The following is a 15,565-nucleotide window of genomic DNA, read 5'->3' on the forward strand; positions in this document are numbered from 1 at the left end:
TTCAGAGCCGTTCGAAACCACGGACCCGCTCCCAGTCGGTGACGGCGGCGTCATATGCCCGCACCTCGATATCGGCGGCATGCCGATAGTGGTCGACGACATCGTCGCCGAACGCGGCGCGCGCGACCGCCGAGTCGCCGAACAGCCGCGCGGCCTCGCGCAGCGTGGTCGGCACCCGAGGACGCTCCGAGTGGTAGGCGTTACCCCGGAATTCCGGCTCGAGCGCCAGCCCCTGCTCGATGCCGTGCAGTCCGGCGGCGATGGTGGCCGCGACCGCGAGGTAGGGGTTCACGTCGCCGCCGGGAATCCGGTTCTCCACGCGCAGCGAGGCGTCCGCGCCGACCACGCGCAGCGCGCAGGTGCGGTTGTCCACACCCCAGGCCAGCGCCGTCGGCGCGAAGCTGCCCGCGACGAATCGCTTGTAGGAGTTGATGTTCGGGGCCAGCAGGCAGGTGAACTCCCGCAGGCAGGCCAGTTGTCCGGCCAGGAAGTGACGCATGAGTTCGGAGGTGCCGGCCGGTCCGTCGCCCGCGAAAACCGGGGTACCGTCCTCGGCGCGCAGGCTCAGGTGAATGTGACACGAATTGCCTTCGCGCTCATCATATTTCGCCATGAAGGTGAGACTGCGCCCGTCCTGAGCGGCGATCTCCTTGGCCCCGGTCTTGTAGATGCTGTGGTTGTCGCAGGTCACCAGGGCTTCGTCGTAGCGGAAAGCGATCTCGTGCTGCCCCGGATTGCATTCGCCCTTGGCCGACTCCACCCGCATGCCCGCGCCCGCCATCTCGGTGCGGACGCGGCGCAGCAGCGGTTCCACGCGCGCGGTGCCGAGCATCGAGTAGTCGACGTTGTACCGATTGGCGGGCGTGAGACCACGGTATCCGCCGGTCCACGCCGATTCGTAGGTGTCGTCGAAGAGCAGGAACTCCAGTTCGGTGCCCACGTAGGCGCGCAGCCCGCGTTCGGCGAGCCGGTCGAGTTGCGCGCGCAGCACCTGACGCGGGGAGACCCGCACCGGCTCGCCCTCGGGCCGCACCCGCTCGACGTCGCAGAGCACCAGCGCGGTGCCCGGCCACCACGGCACGGTGCGCAGGGTGAGCAGGTCGGGCCGGAGCAGGATGTCGCCGTATCCGGTGTCCCACGAGGAGTCGGGGTAGCCGTCGACGGTGTTCATCTCCACATCGGAGGCGAGCAGGTAGTCGCACGCCTCGGTGCCGTGCTCGAGCACCTCGTCGAGGAAGTACCGCGCGGCGCACCGCTTGCCCTGTAGCCGCCCCTGCATATCGGTCATCGCGACCAGTACCGTGTCGAGTTCCCCCGACTCGATCCGTTCCCGCAGCTCAGCGGGACCAAGCATCCCCGATCGCATCAACGGCCCCTCTCTGCGCCACAACCGTGACCACGGTAGAGGAAAACCGGACGCCGTGCCGCTCGGGACACGACTTCGCGTCGATCCCGACCTGTGATCGGCGACCCCCGAAAGGCCCGCTGACCACCGAAGATCCATCACGACAATCGGAACGGCGCCACCGAAAGAATTATCCGATAAATAGCTCGACGCCCACCGCATAATTCGCGGCAGGCGTCGAGAAATAGGTCTCAGCTATTGTGTGCCGAGCCGGGCGAACCTCAGAGGTACGCGCCGCACACGGGCCACGCACCGGCGCCCTGGCCGGCGAGCACGTTCTCGGCGACGCGGATCTGCTCTTCGCGGCTGGCGTTGTGCGCCGAGCCCTGACCGCCGTACGCGGCCCAGGTGCTCGGGGTGAACTGCAGGCCGCCGGAGAAGCCGTTGCCGGTGTTGGTGCTCCAGTTACCGCTGCTCTCGCACGCCGCGACGGCGTCCCAGTTGTGAGAGTCGGCGGAAGCGGTGGCCGAGGAGAGGCCGAGCGGGACCGCTACGAGGGCGCCCACGATCGAGGCGATTCCGAGGGTACGGGTGCTGATCTTGCGGATATGCGACATTCGAAGGTTCCTGCCTGCGCCCGTCCGACCCGGCCGTTCCGCTCGCCGGGACCCTGCCCCCAGGGATGATGTCGGGGTTCCTCGAATCGTGGGGCAGGATTACGGTGTTCGGCGATTCGAGGGTGTTGCCCAGTTCGTTTTCCGAGCTGCAAACGACGGTAACCAACAGATCGCGAAAGATCACGCCCCGATAACGCAGACCCACTTTCGACCATGTCGTCGAAAATCCAGCATTCACCCAGTTGAGCGCACGAAAAATCTGAATGACATTTCTGTCGTTATAGGTCCGTTATGTGGCGGAGATCACTACGAAATAGTGACCCCGATCGCGTTTGAGCCACCGCTACGCCGGGGATGCGGCGCCCTTGCGCCGGGGGACGACCGCCTGATCCCATGTCACACAGACCACTCGACGTCACACAGACCACTCGACCCCCGGAGGCGCCCGTGTTGTCGCTGCAAGAGATCTCCGACCGCATGGAGATCCAGGACCTCATGGTCCGCTACTCCCATGCCGTCGACACCGGGCAGTGGGATCTGCTCGACGAGGTCTTCACCCCCGACGCCCACGTCGACTACTCCGCGATGGGCGGCTCCGCGGGCGACCTCGCCACGACCAAGAAGTTCCTGGCCGAGGTCATGCCGACCTTCCCCGCGTTCCAGCACCTGGTCACCAACTCCTCGATCACCGTCGCCGGCGACACCGCGACCGCGCGCACCATCTGCCACAACCCGATGCTCACCCCGGGCCGCGACGGCGCGTCGACCCTCATGCTGTGCGGACTCTGGTACCTCGACACCTTCGTCCGGGTGGACGGCGCGTGGCGGATCGCACGGCGCGTCGAGGAGAAGAGCTACATGTACCTCGTCACCGGCACCTCCGTGTGACCGAAGCCACCGCTAGCGGCGCGGACGCAGCGTGATCGGCACGCCGTCCTTCGGAAACGGCAGGGCGCTCATCTGCCACGGCATCTCGTAGCCCGCCGGAAAATCCCAGTCGTATCGGCACAGCATGGCGTGCAACATCGCCTTGACCTCGTAGGTGGCGAAGTACATGCCGATGCATTTGTGCACACCCGCGCCGAAGGGCATCCAGGCGTAGCGGTGCGACCGGTCCTCGCGGCGCTCGGGCCCGAACCGGTCGGGATCGAACTTCCACGGATCGGTCCAGTACTCGGGCAGATAGTGGTTGGCGACCGCGCCGAGCAGCACATTCGTACCGGCGGGCACGAAATAGCCCGCGATATCGGTATCCGCGACCGCCTTGCGCATGATGAACGGCACCGGCGCGACGAGGCGCATGGACTCCTTGATGACGAGGTCGAGCGCGGTCAACGAGTCCAGCGCCGCGACATCGGGCGCGTCGGCGCCGAGTGCGAGGGATTCCTCGCGCGCGCGGCGTTGCCACTCCGGATGCTTGCCGAGGAAGTAGGCGGCCACGGTCGCGGTGGTCGTCGAGGTGTCGTGCGCGGCGAGCAGCAGGAAGATCATGTGATCGATGACCTTCTCGTCGCCGAAGCGGTGCCCGTCCTGGCTCTCGATGCGGCACAGCACCGAGAAGAAGTCGGCGCCGTCGTCCACCCGTTTGGCGGGCAGCATCTCCGCGAAGTACCGCTCGAGCTCACGGCGGCCGCGCAGCCCGCCGTGCCAGCGCCCGCCCGGCACCGGGAAGCGCAGCGGCGATTCACAGGCCAGCAGCATGGCCTCGAAGGCGGCGGCGAGCCGATCGGCCCGCGGACCCAGTTCCACCCCCATGAACACGTCGGCGGCGATATCCATCGACAGCTGTTTGATCGAGGGATACAGCTTCATGGGCGCGCTCCCCCACCGCCCGATCCGCTCCCCGGCCAACTCCGACACCCTGGCGAAGTAACCCCGCAACCGCTGCGGAGAGAACGCCTGCTGCATGACGCGCCGGTCCATGCGGTGTTCCTCGAAATCGAGCAGCAGCAGTCCGCCGTGGAAGAAGGGGTCGATGAGGTCCTTCTGCCCGGTGACGAAGGCGCGATCGCGATTGCTCAGCACGGAATCGATCGCCTCACCGCCTGCGGCGAGCACCATGTCGCGGCCGAAACCGCGCGTCCACACCATCTTTCCGAAGCGGTCGACCAGGTCGAGGGTGTAGGCCGAGCCGTAGTGCAGCGCCTGGATCGAGTCGCCGAGCCACGGCAGTCCCTTGTAGCCGGGCACGGGTCGCAGTCCGCTGCCCGGCGGTGGCGGTGCCAGTACGCCGCGGCGCTGGGGTATCCGCCGCACCGCCCGGTCGAGGAGTTTGTTGGGCATTTCGACGAATCGCGCGTTCTCCGGAACGTGCGTGCGCGAGGCCGTCATGGCGTCTTTCCTTCCAACAGCAGCGGTTCGGCGACGACCTGCGGTTCGTCCCCGGATCGCCGTTCGAGCACGTCACGTGACAACCGCATGTCGGCCGGTGGCACTGCGTTCGCCGGCATCACAGCCCCGCTTCGTCGCGTTGTCCACGGGCTTTTCACCGGTGGAATGAAACAAAAATACGCCTGATGTCTCGCCCTACTCGGCGGTTTCGCGCGCTAGTTTGTGACACAGGCCACTCAAGAATAGATTGTGCACAATTTAATTGCTGACTACCGTTACGGATGTAAGCGAAACGCCACAGAGTCGAAGGAGACAGACCATGCAGGTCCTGTACACCGCCGAGGCACTCGCGACCGGCGACGGCCGCAACGGACACGCCCGCAGCACCGACGGCCGGGTCGACGTCGACCTGTCCGCCCCGCCCGAACTCGGCGGCAGCGGCGCGGGCACCAACCCGGAACAACTGTTCGCGGCCGGTTACGCGGCCTGCTTCCACTCGGCCCTGCGCCTGGTCGCCAAATCCGCCGACGCCGACATCACCGATTCGGCGGTCGGCGCGAAGGTCAGCCTCGGCTCCAACGACGACGGCGCGTTCGGCCTCGCGGTGACGCTCGAGGTATCGCTACCGCACGTCTCGCGCGAGGAGGCGCAGGCTCTCGCCGACAAAGCCCATCAGGTCTGCCCGTACTCCAATGCCACCCGAGGCAATGTCGAGGTGGACGTGGTCGTCGCGGAAGACTGACGCCCGCGCGAGCAGCGGCGGTTCTCCCCGCGCTCGCCACCACCCCCGACGCCGGACGCCCCACACGCATTTGACCAAGCACTTGCTTGGTGTCGTGCCGTGAGCTATCAAAGAGGGATATCGGTCCGCGTCGGAGGTAGAGATGAACGATTTCGGTCACCGCACGGGCGCCGCCCTGGTCCTCGGGGCCAGCGGCGGGCTCGGCCGCGCCATCGCGCGCATGCTCCTCGACCGGGGCAGCGACGTCGCGCTGACCTACCACCGCGCCGCGCACCGCCTCGAACCCGTGCTGAAGACCGCCGCCGAACTCGGCCGCACCGCACGCACCTGGCAACTCGACTTGACCGACGCACCGCTTACCGCGACGGTGGTCGATCGGGTGGCCGCCGAACTCGACGGAATCCACACCCTCGTCTACGCCGCCGGACCGCACGTCCCCATGGTGCACCTGAGCCGCGTCGCCCCCGCCGACCTCGCCGACCAATTGCTCTCGGACACAGCGGGTTTCTTCGCCGCCGCGCACGCCGCCCTACCGCATCTGCGCGCCGCGCGCGGCAGCATCGTCGCCGTCACCAGCGCCGCGACCGCGAGATATCCGGTGCGCGACGGACTTTCCGCCACTCCGAAGGCCGCGGTGGAGTCACTGATCCGCGCCATCGCCGCCGAAGAGGGACGTTTCGGCGTGCGCGCCAACTCCGTCGGACCGGGCATGACCCTCGACGGCATGGCCGAACGCCTCATCGGCGCAGGCGATCTCGACGAACACGCCCTCGACGTCGCGCGCGGCAACATCCCGCTGCGACGCTTCGGCGACGCCGAGGACATCGCGGAGGCGGTCTGCTTCCTCGCCTCCGACCGCGCCGACTTCATCAGCGGCCAGAAACTCGACGTCGACGGCGGTTACGGCGTCTGACCGTGGACCTCCGGGCGCGAAGGGCGAACCGCGAGCGGCGGGACACGGACGAGAACAGGTATGGTCCCACCGTTACGACTGCGCACTCCCCGATGCGCGAGTACCGAGGCGGTCGGCCGAGGTCACGCGCCCCTATGTGAAGGAGACCGGTTTGGAGGTCCTCGAATCCCCGCGCGGCGAGGCCGATCCCATCGCCCATATCCAATCGCTCGTCGGGCAACGGTTCCGCATTCTCGCGCCCTACCGGGTCGGACGCGAGAAGGTCAGGGAGTACGCGCGGGCGGTCCAGAATTTCCACCCGACGCACTGGGACGAGGACACCGCCTCGGCCTACGGTTATTCGGCGCTGCTGGCGCCGCCCACCTTCATGAGCCTGCTTGCGGGCAGGGTGCAGGCGACGATGAGCGAACTGCTCCTCGGCCTCAACCTCACCACCACCGTGCAGACCGACCAGGTGATGAACTACCACCGGCCGGTCCTGGTCGGCGACGAGATCACCAGCAATGTGTCGCTGCACTCGTTCCGCCAGGCCTTCGGCGGCGACATGCTCGTCATCGAGAACTCCGTCACCAATCAGCGCGACGAGTTGGTGGTGACCGCGCACACCTCGGTGATCTCGCGCTCGGAATCCGACGGCGACAGCGAGCCGATCATCGCCAAGGTCACCGCGATCGGACGCCAGGACTTCTCGGCGCCCCCCGAGATCACCCCGTGGCCGACCGCGCTGCGCATCCCCGACGCGCCGACACCGGGCCCGAAGGTGCGCGCCTTCGAATCGATCGCGCCCGGTGACGAACTGCCCGCCGGCACCATCCGGCTCACCCTGGGCGACCTGGTGAACTACGCGGGCGTCTCCGGCGACCCGAATCCCATCCACTACCACTCCGGCGCCGCCCAACTCGTCGGACTCGACCGAGGCGTCGTCGCGCACGGCATGCTCACCATGGCGATCGGCGCGGGTTACATCACCGCCTGGCTCGACGATCCGGGCGCGCTCGTGCAGTACGCGGTGCGCATGACCAGCCCGGTCTACGTCGGCGGCGGCAACCGCAGCAGCGTCGAATTCCGCGGCAAGGTCAGATCGGTGGACGCCGACGCGCGCACCGCGACCATCGCGCTGACCGCGACCAACGAGGGCAAGAAGATCTTCGGCCGCGCCACCGCGGTCGTACGTTTGGGCTGAGCTGTATCCACGCGGGACCGGGCAGGCCGTGTCCGCGTGCGACCGGGCCGATCAGCGATCGGTCACCGCGCTCAGGACAAGGGGATCGCGGCGATCGGCTCGGTGGTCGGTCGCGGCGATCCGCCCTGCGGTTCGACGGTCATGGCCAGGGTGTCGGTGGTGTCGTAGTGTCCGATCACAGTCGTGCCCTCGGTCGTGGCCAGGATGCCCGCCGAACGCGGGTCGCCGCTCGCGGGCACCAGCCACAGTTGGTAGGAACGCCCCGTCGCCGGATCGCTGATCGCGTCGAACGACACGCTCGCCGCGGCGAGCCGCTGCGAGGTGTGCACGGTGAGTGTGCCGCCGGTGGCCACCGGGACAGTGCGGCTGCGCGCGTCCGGCTGGTCGCGCACCAACTGCGCGGTGATGCCGTGTTCCGGTTCGGTCCGGTTCACCACGACCACCGCGACACCGCCGCCCACCGCGAGCACGACCGCGGCGGCAGCCGCCGCCAACCACCGGCGCCGGGACCGGATCCGATGCGAGGCCGGGGTCGGGGTCGGCGCGGCGCGCCGCGCGTCCAGCGCACGCAACAGCGAATCCTCCAGCGCGGCGGGCGGCTGGAGCGAATCGCCTGCCGTCATGGCCGCCAAGGTCTCCCTGACATCTCGCACGGTGGCGGCGAATTCCGCCGCGGTCTCGGCGTCGACCTCGGACAGGCGCTTCTCGATGCCGCGCCGCTCCAACTCGACCACCGCGTCCAGCGCGTACGGATAGGCCAGGTCGAGTAGATCGTTCTCGTCGCCGCTCATGCGCTCGCTCCGCCCGACAGGCAGTTCGCCAGCCGCTTGAGCCCGTCCCTGATCCTGCTCTTGACGGTCGGCAACGGCAGCGAAAGATGATCGGCCACTTCGGGATAGGTGCGACCGCTGTAGTAGGCGAGGGCGACCGCCTCGCGTTGGCGATCGGTGAGCACCTCGAGGCAGTCCAGCACCGCGCGGGTCTCCGCGCGGTGTTCCACGGCCTCGGTCACCACGTCGTGATCACGTCCGAGAGTGCGATGGCCGTAGGCCAGATCGCGTGCACTCGCGGCGTCTTCGCGACGCACCCCGTCGACCGCGCGACGGTGCGTCAGCATCATCAGCCAGCCCATCGGGCTCGACAGGCTCGGGTCGTACCGGTCGGCCAACGTCCAGACCTGCAAATACACCTCCTGGGTGATCTCCTCGGAGGCGGCGCGCCCGCGCGCGATCCGCATCGCGAGGCCGAAGACCCGGTGGCTGGTGGCCCGGTAGAACTCGGTGAAGGCGTCCCGGTCGGCGGAAGCGATGTCCGCGAGGAGCTCGACCAGCCTGCGCGTGTGTTCGCGCCCTTCCCCAGGCGCAACGACGGGACAAGCGAGCCCGTCGGCGGTGTCGTCCCGATCACGGGCGGTGTCGTCCCGGTCGCGCGTCACGGGCAGCCTCGACCGATGCGAGGCACGGACTCCGGATGGATTGCTAACGGCAACACGTCGAACTCGACTCCTGACGAGGGAACTGGTCTCGCGCATCATCGGCTTATGCCCGCGCCACGTCGGGCGCGGGCGTCTCTACTCCACTACGGATCGGCGAGACTTCGATGTCGTCGCTCGACCGGGTCACGGCGGTATCGCACGCACTCATCCAGCTATCCGTTCTCGATCGTCACGGTTGATGAAACGGATTCGCATCGCCACCGAGCTCGGATGGGATTTCGCCGAACGAGATCGTGCGTGCGCGATCAGGCGACAGCGACCCGCGACGGCGGATCGGCCAGCGCTTGCTCGCGCAGGTTCTTCAGGGTCCTGGTCAGGATGCGCGAGATCTGCATCTGCGAGACACCGAGGCGTTCGGCGATCTCAGCCTGGGTCTTGTTCTCGAAGAACCGCATGACCAGTACCCGCCGTTCCCGGTCGGGCAGCGCGGCGAGCAGCGGACGCACCGCGAGCGCATCCTCGAGCAGGGCGTAGGAAGGCTCTTCGCGACCGAGCGTGTCGGCTATCGAGGGTCGTGTCTGCTCGTCGGAGGGGCTGGAGACGGCGTCGAGCGAATTGGTCTGGTAGGCATTGGAAGCCATGATCGCCTGGGTGACCTCGACGACCTCCAGGTCGAGTTCGGCCGCGATCTCACGCGCGGTCGGCATTCGGCCCAGTCGCTGCGACAGAGCTTCGATCACGGGACGGATCTGCGCCTGCACCTCCTTGGCGCGGCGCGGCACCCGTAACGCCCACGTCCCGTCCCGGAAGTGGCGGCGCACCGAGCCCATGATGGTCGGCACGGCGAAGGACAGGAACGACGCCCCGCGCGACACGTCGTACCGGTCGACGGACTGCACCAGCCCGAGCCTGGCGACCTGCACGAGATCATCGAAATCCTCGCCGCGGCCGGAGAACTTGCGGGCGATGTGCTCGGCCAGCGGCAGGCACCGTTCCACGATCTCCGTGCGCAGCTTCGACCGGTGCGGGTCGTCGTCGGCCAACGCGGCCAACTTCTCGAACCACGGCTCGATATTGTCGTAGCTGTCGTTTCCGAAGGCATCGCGCGACGCCTCGTCCGCACCTGTCGTCCTGCTCATCGGGCATCCCTCGTTCCTTGTCGAGCTCGGCGTTCGCCCGGATACCCCGCCGCACCGCGTCGACACCCACCGATTCGGGAAAATCTCGAACCGGTTGCGGCGGCGCACCGAAAAGCGCCGTCCGCGCAGGTCAGGGACTTATCAGGAGGGTGCGGCGATCCTGGTGATGGCCACCGTGCCGTCCACGTCGGCCACGGTGACGAACTGACGGTAGGTGCGCATCGGCGCATCCGGGCGCGCCTCGGTGATCACCACGTCGTAGCGGCCGTCGGCCAGCGGGGTGATCAGCACGCAGTGCTGGGTGCCCGCGGGTACCGAGGCGATGCCGCCGCCGATCACGTCGGCGGCCGGGACGGCGGCGTCGACGGTGGCCAGCGCGCGCGCCTCCGCGCCGGAGCGGCTCACGTAATAGGCGTGCTGGAAGGCGAGCACCACGTCGGGCCCGTTGGCGGTGGATCCGATCCCGTTGCCGCGCACCAGCTGCGCGGTCCTGGTCGCTTCGCAGCCCGGTCCGCCGCCGAGTACCGGGTCGCCCGCGGTCGCCGCCTGCTGTGGCGCCATCACCTGCGTGGTGTAGACGAGAACGACGGCCGCCGTGGCGAGGGAGCCGACCAACGCCACCGAGCCGACGAGCAGCGGACGCCCGCGCGACCGGCGCGGCGGAGGTTTGCGCTTGCGCTTACCCTTGTGCAGCGGCGGCAGCGTGCGCGGTGGCGGCAGGGTCCCCGAGGCCGGTAGCATCCCCGGCCACAGCGGTGCCGCGGCCGAGCGTGCCCGCTCCGCGGCGCCTGCCTGTAACACCCCGACGCCCCGTCTGGGTCCGGACGTGTTCGACGACTTCATGAGTTCGCCGCACCCCCTTTATCGTCGCCTGTTCCGGCGACCTACGGGCTCCTCGTCAATGCTGTTGGGCTCTAACAACATTGCATACCACATCGGATTATGGCGGGCGAACGCCCGCGGAGCCACCGTTAGCGCGCGCCAATCCGCTGCCCCGGCGTGTCTTCACGCGGGCGCGCGGGCGAGTTCCGGTGGCGCGACGGGCCTCGGAACCACCGTTTCCCCTCGTGCACGGCCTGCACGAGGGACATCGGGATGGCACGGCCCGCTCCGATCAGACCGTCGGGTAGTTTTCGCGCCTCCGGCATGCCCCGCGCCCACGCGTCGCGGGCCGCAAGTGGCGCGGGCGCGGTGTGCGCGGTGGAATCGGCGGGAACGACCGGTCGAGATCCGACCACGACACCGGGACAAGACGCGGTCCTTACCTCTGCCCCGTCTCCTCGCCGAGGACGGTGAGGTTGTCGCGGATGGTCTTGGTCAGCGGGTGGTCCGCGTCGAGGACGCGCTCGGCATCAACGAGCAGAGCTTCCAACTCGGCTGCGGCAAGGTCGAATTGCCCTGCTGCCCGATAGATTTCCCCGAGGTTGTTACGGGTCGTGAGGGTTCCGGGGTGATCGGGGCCGAGCACGCGTGTTCGGTCTGCGAGAACGGCCTCGTACAGGGTGACTGATTCGTCGGTTCTGCCCGCTGCGGCATATGCTCCGGCCAGGCTGTCTCGGGTGCGGAGCGTCTCGGGGTGATCGGCACCGAGTATGCGTGTGCGATCGGCCAGCACCGACTCGAATTGACCGATGGCGATGGCAACCCGGCCCGCCGATTTGTACGCGCCCGCCAAGTTGTAGCGGACATTGAGCGTACCGGGGTGATCGGCACCGAGCAGACGGACATGATCTGCCAGGCCGGCGGTGAACAACTCGATCGCCCGCTCCATCTGCTGCCTGCCTGCGGTGTTGTACGCCCCGGCCAAACTGTGTCGAGCAATGAGGGTTTCAGGGTGATCCGCACCGCGGGCCCGGGTCAGGTCGGCGATGACGGTCTCATAAAGTGGAATCGCCTCGGTGGCACGTCCCGCCGTCAGGACGGTGCCTGCCAGGTCACTGTGGAGCATCTGGGTCAGCCAATGGTCGGCGCCGAGAGCCGGCTCCGCGCTGGCGAGGATCGACTCGTAATGCCGGATGGCCTCGTCGAGGCGGCCCGCGAACCGGTGCACGCAGGCGAGCTCACGGCGAGCCGCCAGCGTATCCACATGTTCGGCCCCGAATTCCCTGATGTGCTCGTGCAGGACCGTCTCGAACATTGCGAGCGATTCGTCCAAACGGCCGATATCCCGATAGATCACAGCCAGGTTGAACCGGGTCGTCACCGTATCGGCGTGGTCCGGGCCTACCACGCGCGAATAGGCGACCAGCACCGCTTCGCAGACTTCCACTGCTCGGTCCAATCTTCCCGCCGCACAGTAGGCACCGACGAGGAGGGCGCGAGCCTCCAATGTTTCGAGATGCTCGGGTCCCAGTAGCCGCTCGCCGTCGGCGACCACGCGCTCGGCGAGTTCCACCGCCTGCCCCGCCTTTCTGGCCTCGATCAAGTCCCGAACGGAGATGAGTCGTTGCGAGAACGCGCGCTCGATAAGGCTCGGATCTGTCATTTCTCACGTTCCTCGAAATAGTTGTGTGCCGGTTACTTCGGTCCGTCATCCGAGAGTGCCTGCCAGATAGCCTCCAACTGCGAGGCGCGCAGCACGGCCTCTTCGCGCCGGTCCCAGCCTTCAGCGCGAGTGATCTGTTTCGAATTCGTCAGATTCATGGCGTCGGTCGCGATCTGATGGAAGTACTCGTCCACACGAGACTGCTCCCTTACGACGCGGGCCATCAGTCGGTGCATGATGACAGCATCGCGATTATGCGACCAGGTCAGTACCGAGCCGGCGACACACTGCTCCAGAGCGGTTTCGACGGTGTCCGCGTCGAAACCGTCGAGCGCATGCAGGTAACTCCTGGGCACACCCTCCGCAGCCATCATCGCGACAACGCCCAACACACGGCTGCCGGCAGCCTCCGGATCGTCACCGGCGACGGTCTTGAAGTTGAGGACAAGCGCTGCGGTCGTCGAGCGTGGATAGATTTGGCCGTCGCGATACGGCATCAGTTTCGTGACCGTCCCGTCGCCCAGCAAGTCCAGGTAGCTTCGATAGCCGAGCCCACGACACTCGATCGTGGCCGCGGCGGCCGCGAGGGCTAGTGGTAGATCACCGAGTTCATCAGCGACTGTGTCGGCACCGGGGTCGTCGTCCAATTTCGTCCGAGCACGGAGATAGCCGGTGGACTCCGACCGCAGGTACGAGCTGACATCCACGGGTTCGCCCAGCAGTGTGAACGAACGCTCGGTACTGGTGATCACCACTCGCGCCCCGGTCGCAGGCAGATATGGAAGTATCCAGCTCGGATCGGTCGCGTTGTCCAGGACCAGCAGCGCATCTCCTTTGCGCGTGGACAGTTCCTCGGTCAGCAGCCGCGCGGTGCCGCGCGGATCCCCGTCGGGGTCGGCGACATCCAGTGCGGCAGCCAGTCGTCCGAGCCCGGCGAGGAGGTCGTCTTCAGTGTCGGCCTTGATCCAACCGACCACACCGCAGCCGGATGCGATCTTCGCCCGCGCATAGGCGGCGGCCAGCTGCGTCTTACCGACCCCGCGCATCCCTGTGAGCGCGCACACGACGGCCACCTGATGTTCGTCCAGGGCCGCCGACAGGTGATCGAACGTCTCGCGATACACGAATGCCGATGCCGCGCCGGGGACTTCACCGACCACGATCTGCTTCGGCGACGACTTCGGTCCGAGCAGGATCTGATTCACATTGAAGATCTGATTCAGGTCGCGGCCGATGGAGCTGTCGATGACGTGCTGCGCGACCGCTGTTCCCTCACTTGCCCGATCGCCACCGAGCCGGAGCCTCTTGCGCTTCACCGCTCGACGCGCTGATCGAGCGACTCCGCTGCTCCCTTGTGCACGGATTGATTGACGCCACCGCGACCGCCTCGCACCAGCTGGCCGAGACGACCACGCACCTTGACACCCGAAACCGACTGACTCACACCCGATCCGACGTTGCCCGACATCCCGGCATTGTCAGGTTTCCCCGGCTTCATCAGCAGACCCGCCACCGCGACCAACAGCCCCAGCAGCGAAACGAACACGCCGACCACCGTCGCTGTCTTGGCTGCCCTGTCGAGTCCCACCACGCACATGTAGATCGCCAACGCGACAGCGGCCAGGATAGCGACAGCGAATCCGCCCCAGATCCACAGACGTCTGCTCATGGACACGAATCTACGTCGAGCAGGTCGGTTCACAGCGGCATCCACCAACGCGGTCAACCGCTACACAGCCGTACACGATCCTAGAAAGGGCTCGAATAGTGAACGGAGCCAGGGGTATCGGTCATTTCACCCACCGATGTGGCTACGCGGAAGCACGCGGAGATCGACTGTCGAGTGGGGTTGACCCAGAGTTTGCTGCGACGCAAAGAGTATGGTCTTGCAGCTGGATTCATTGAATTTATCAACCGACCAGTCCGTCACTAGTGCGGAAAGTTGTGAACTCTCGGTATTCAGATCGTGCGGGCGGTGATCACCAGCCCGGATCGCCGAGTGCCAGGATATTGATATCGTCGGCGAATCGATTCGAAGACAACAGCATCCATCTCAACGCACGTAGACCCCTGAAATCGGATACTCGCGCGACTCGGCCGCGCGAGTTCGATGCGGCCGAGCCGCCACGACCTCAGCGATTGACGGACGCTGGACGGTGCGCAAGGGTGAGGGAATGGCAGGCGGTGAGGTGCGTCACGGGGTCGGGTTGTCCAGTCTCGACCAGCCGTTGTTCGATGGCGCCGGGGCGACCAAGCGGGACCTGATCGACTATCTGGAATTCGTCGGGGAACGGTTGCTGCGGGTGGTGCGGGGGCGGCCGCTTTCGGTGGTGCGGGTGCGGCCGGGGCAGGAGCCGTTCATGCAGAAGAATCTTCCGAAATACACGCCGGAGTGGGTATCGCGAACCGTTGTGTGGGCGGACAGTTCTCGGCGGGAGATCAGCTATGCGCTGTGTGACGATCTGCGGACGTTGATCTGGTTCGGAAATCAGCGGGCGGTGGAGTATCACCCGACGCTTTATCTTGCTGAATCGGCGCCCGAACCTACGCACCTTGTGCTCGACCTCGATCCATCGCCGGGGCAGGGCTTCGCCGACGCGGTCGCAGGCGCTCGGCTGATTCGTCAGGCGTTGGCCGCTGACGGGCTGGCCGGTGCGGTCAAGACGAGTGGGTCCAAAGGGTTGCATGTGTTCGTGCCGGTTGTGCCGGGGGTCGCGGTCGAGGATGCCGCTGCAGCGACCCGGGCGGTGGCGGCTCGGGCCGAGCGGATCGATCCTGGAGTCGGGACTACCGCGTTCATTCGGGAGGATCGGGAGGGGAAAGTTTTTCTCGATGCCACGCGGGCGGGTGGGGCTACCGTGGCTGCTGCCTACAGTCCGCGGATTCGAGGTGGTGTGACGGTTTCGTTTCCGTTGCGGTGGGGGGATCTCGATGATGTGGCGCCGGGGGATTTCACGTTGCGGAGTGTGCGGGGGCTGCTTGGGGATGACGATCCTTGGCAGGTGGAAATGCCTGTGCCACAGCTGATTCCAGCGGATTTGATCGAGGAGGGGCATACGATTCCGGTGGCCAGGGTGCAGGCTATGCATGAAGGGAAGAGGCGGGCCAGGGCTCGGCGGGACGATTAGTGGTGCGGCTGTTCGTGACGGTTCCGGTGGGTGGTGTGTGTTCATGAACGTGAGAGATTTCGGGCGCGGCTGTTCGTAATGGATTACCCGCGGGCTGTGTTATTGGCGTCGACTTCGTCGGGTCAAGTCCAAACGGGTGGTGTAGTTGGGATGGTCACCGCTGATCCGGTTTCGGGTCAGGCGGTCAGTGCTGTGGTGGTGGTTTCCTCCTGTTGGTCCGGTTCGGTGGTGGTGGTGGTGCGGGATC

General features: G+C 66.9%; 15 protein-coding genes. 5 read left to right on the forward strand and 10 right to left on the reverse strand.

Going from position 1 to position 15,565, the window contains the following annotated elements:
• Position 1: 1 nt before the first annotated feature.
• Together IT779_RS35880 and IT779_RS35885 are read right to left on the reverse strand one after the other, a co-directional pair.
• Positions 2 to 1,366 carry a glutamine synthetase family protein gene (locus tag IT779_RS35880; RefSeq protein ID WP_232542410.1) on the reverse strand — a complete coding sequence of 455 codons (1,365 nt, stop codon included), beginning with the start codon at positions 1,364 to 1,366 and terminating at the stop codon, positions 2 to 4.
• 260 nt (positions 1,367 to 1,626) lie between these two features.
• Positions 1,627 to 1,962 (reverse strand): transglycosylase family protein, encoded by a 336-nt coding sequence (locus tag IT779_RS35885; RefSeq protein ID WP_198429306.1) that lies wholly within the window; start codon positions 1,960 to 1,962, stop codon positions 1,627 to 1,629.
• 447 nt (positions 1,963 to 2,409) lie between these two features.
• Here IT779_RS35885 and IT779_RS35890 point away from each other — a divergent pair, with 447 nt between their 5' ends.
• Positions 2,410 to 2,850 (forward strand): nuclear transport factor 2 family protein, encoded by a 441-nt coding sequence (locus IT779_RS35890; RefSeq protein WP_196153949.1) that lies wholly within the window; start codon positions 2,410 to 2,412, stop codon positions 2,848 to 2,850.
• 12 nt (positions 2,851 to 2,862) lie between these two features.
• On the opposite strand, the gene IT779_RS35895 is transcribed toward IT779_RS35890, so the two are convergent.
• Positions 2,863 to 4,293 (reverse strand): cytochrome P450, encoded by a 1,431-nt coding sequence (locus IT779_RS35895; protein ID WP_196153950.1) that lies wholly within the window; start codon positions 4,291 to 4,293, stop codon positions 2,863 to 2,865.
• Between the two features lie 319 nt (positions 4,294 to 4,612).
• Between IT779_RS35895 and IT779_RS35900 the strand changes: the two genes are divergently transcribed.
• The 3 genes from IT779_RS35900 to IT779_RS35910 all read left to right on the forward strand — a co-directional run bounded on the left by IT779_RS35900 (position 4,613) and on the right by IT779_RS35910 (position 7,131).
• Positions 4,613 to 5,035 carry an organic hydroperoxide resistance protein gene (locus IT779_RS35900; RefSeq protein ID WP_196153951.1) on the forward strand — a complete coding sequence of 141 codons (423 nt, stop codon included), beginning with the start codon at positions 4,613 to 4,615 and terminating at the stop codon, positions 5,033 to 5,035.
• Positions 5,036 to 5,177: 142 nt separating this feature from the next.
• Positions 5,178 to 5,948, forward strand: a complete 771-nt coding sequence (locus IT779_RS35905; protein WP_196153952.1) for an SDR family NAD(P)-dependent oxidoreductase — start codon at positions 5,178 to 5,180, stop codon at positions 5,946 to 5,948.
• A 151-nt stretch (positions 5,949 to 6,099) separates the two neighbouring features.
• Positions 6,100 to 7,131: a fused (3R)-hydroxyacyl-ACP dehydratase subunits HadA/HadB gene (locus tag IT779_RS35910; RefSeq protein WP_198429308.1), complete on the forward strand. Its 1,032-nt coding sequence runs from the start codon at positions 6,100 to 6,102 to the stop codon at positions 7,129 to 7,131.
• A gap of 71 nt (positions 7,132 to 7,202) precedes the next feature.
• On the opposite strand, the gene IT779_RS35915 is transcribed toward IT779_RS35910, so the two are convergent.
• The 7 genes from IT779_RS35915 to IT779_RS35945 all read right to left on the reverse strand — a co-directional run bounded on the left by IT779_RS35915 (position 7,203) and on the right by IT779_RS35945 (position 13,859).
• Entirely contained in the window at positions 7,203 to 7,922 is a 720-nt protein-coding gene (locus tag IT779_RS35915; protein ID WP_196153954.1) for an anti-sigma factor, read from the reverse strand.
• Positions 7,919 to 8,566: an ECF RNA polymerase sigma factor SigK gene (gene sigK, locus IT779_RS35920; protein WP_332839115.1), complete on the reverse strand. Its 648-nt coding sequence runs from the start codon at positions 8,564 to 8,566 to the stop codon at positions 7,919 to 7,921. The genes IT779_RS35915 and sigK overlap by 4 nt, the downstream gene beginning before the upstream one ends.
• Before the next feature lie 305 nt (positions 8,567 to 8,871).
• Positions 8,872 to 9,705 carry an RNA polymerase sigma factor SigF gene (locus IT779_RS35925; protein WP_196153956.1) on the reverse strand — a complete coding sequence of 278 codons (834 nt, stop codon included), beginning with the start codon at positions 9,703 to 9,705 and terminating at the stop codon, positions 8,872 to 8,874.
• A gap of 141 nt (positions 9,706 to 9,846) precedes the next feature.
• Positions 9,847 to 10,506: a hypothetical protein gene (locus IT779_RS35930; RefSeq protein ID WP_196153957.1), complete on the reverse strand. Its 660-nt coding sequence runs from the start codon at positions 10,504 to 10,506 to the stop codon at positions 9,847 to 9,849.
• 460 nt (positions 10,507 to 10,966) lie between these two features.
• Positions 10,967 to 12,190 (reverse strand): tetratricopeptide repeat protein, encoded by a 1,224-nt coding sequence (locus IT779_RS35935; protein ID WP_196153958.1) that lies wholly within the window; start codon positions 12,188 to 12,190, stop codon positions 10,967 to 10,969.
• 32 nt (positions 12,191 to 12,222) lie between these two features.
• On the reverse strand, positions 12,223 to 13,506 hold the full coding sequence (locus tag IT779_RS35940) for a hypothetical protein (RefSeq protein WP_196153959.1): 1,284 nt from the start codon (positions 13,504 to 13,506) through the stop codon (positions 12,223 to 12,225).
• Positions 13,503 to 13,859, reverse strand: coding sequence for a hypothetical protein (locus IT779_RS35945; protein ID WP_196153960.1), 357 nt, complete (start codon positions 13,857 to 13,859; stop codon positions 13,503 to 13,505). The genes IT779_RS35940 and IT779_RS35945 overlap by 4 nt, the downstream gene beginning before the upstream one ends.
• A gap of 505 nt (positions 13,860 to 14,364) precedes the next feature.
• Between IT779_RS35945 and IT779_RS35950 the strand changes: the two genes are divergently transcribed.
• The gene (locus IT779_RS35950) at positions 14,365 to 15,318 is read left to right on the forward strand and encodes a DNA polymerase domain-containing protein (protein WP_196153961.1); all 954 of its coding nucleotides are present in this window, start codon (positions 14,365 to 14,367) and stop codon (positions 15,316 to 15,318) included.
• Positions 15,319 to 15,565: the final 247 nt, after the last annotated feature.

It is taken from the genome of Nocardia bovistercoris (assembly GCF_015674855.1).
Taxonomy (GTDB): domain Bacteria; phylum Actinomycetota; class Actinomycetes; order Mycobacteriales; family Mycobacteriaceae; genus Nocardia; species Nocardia bovistercoris.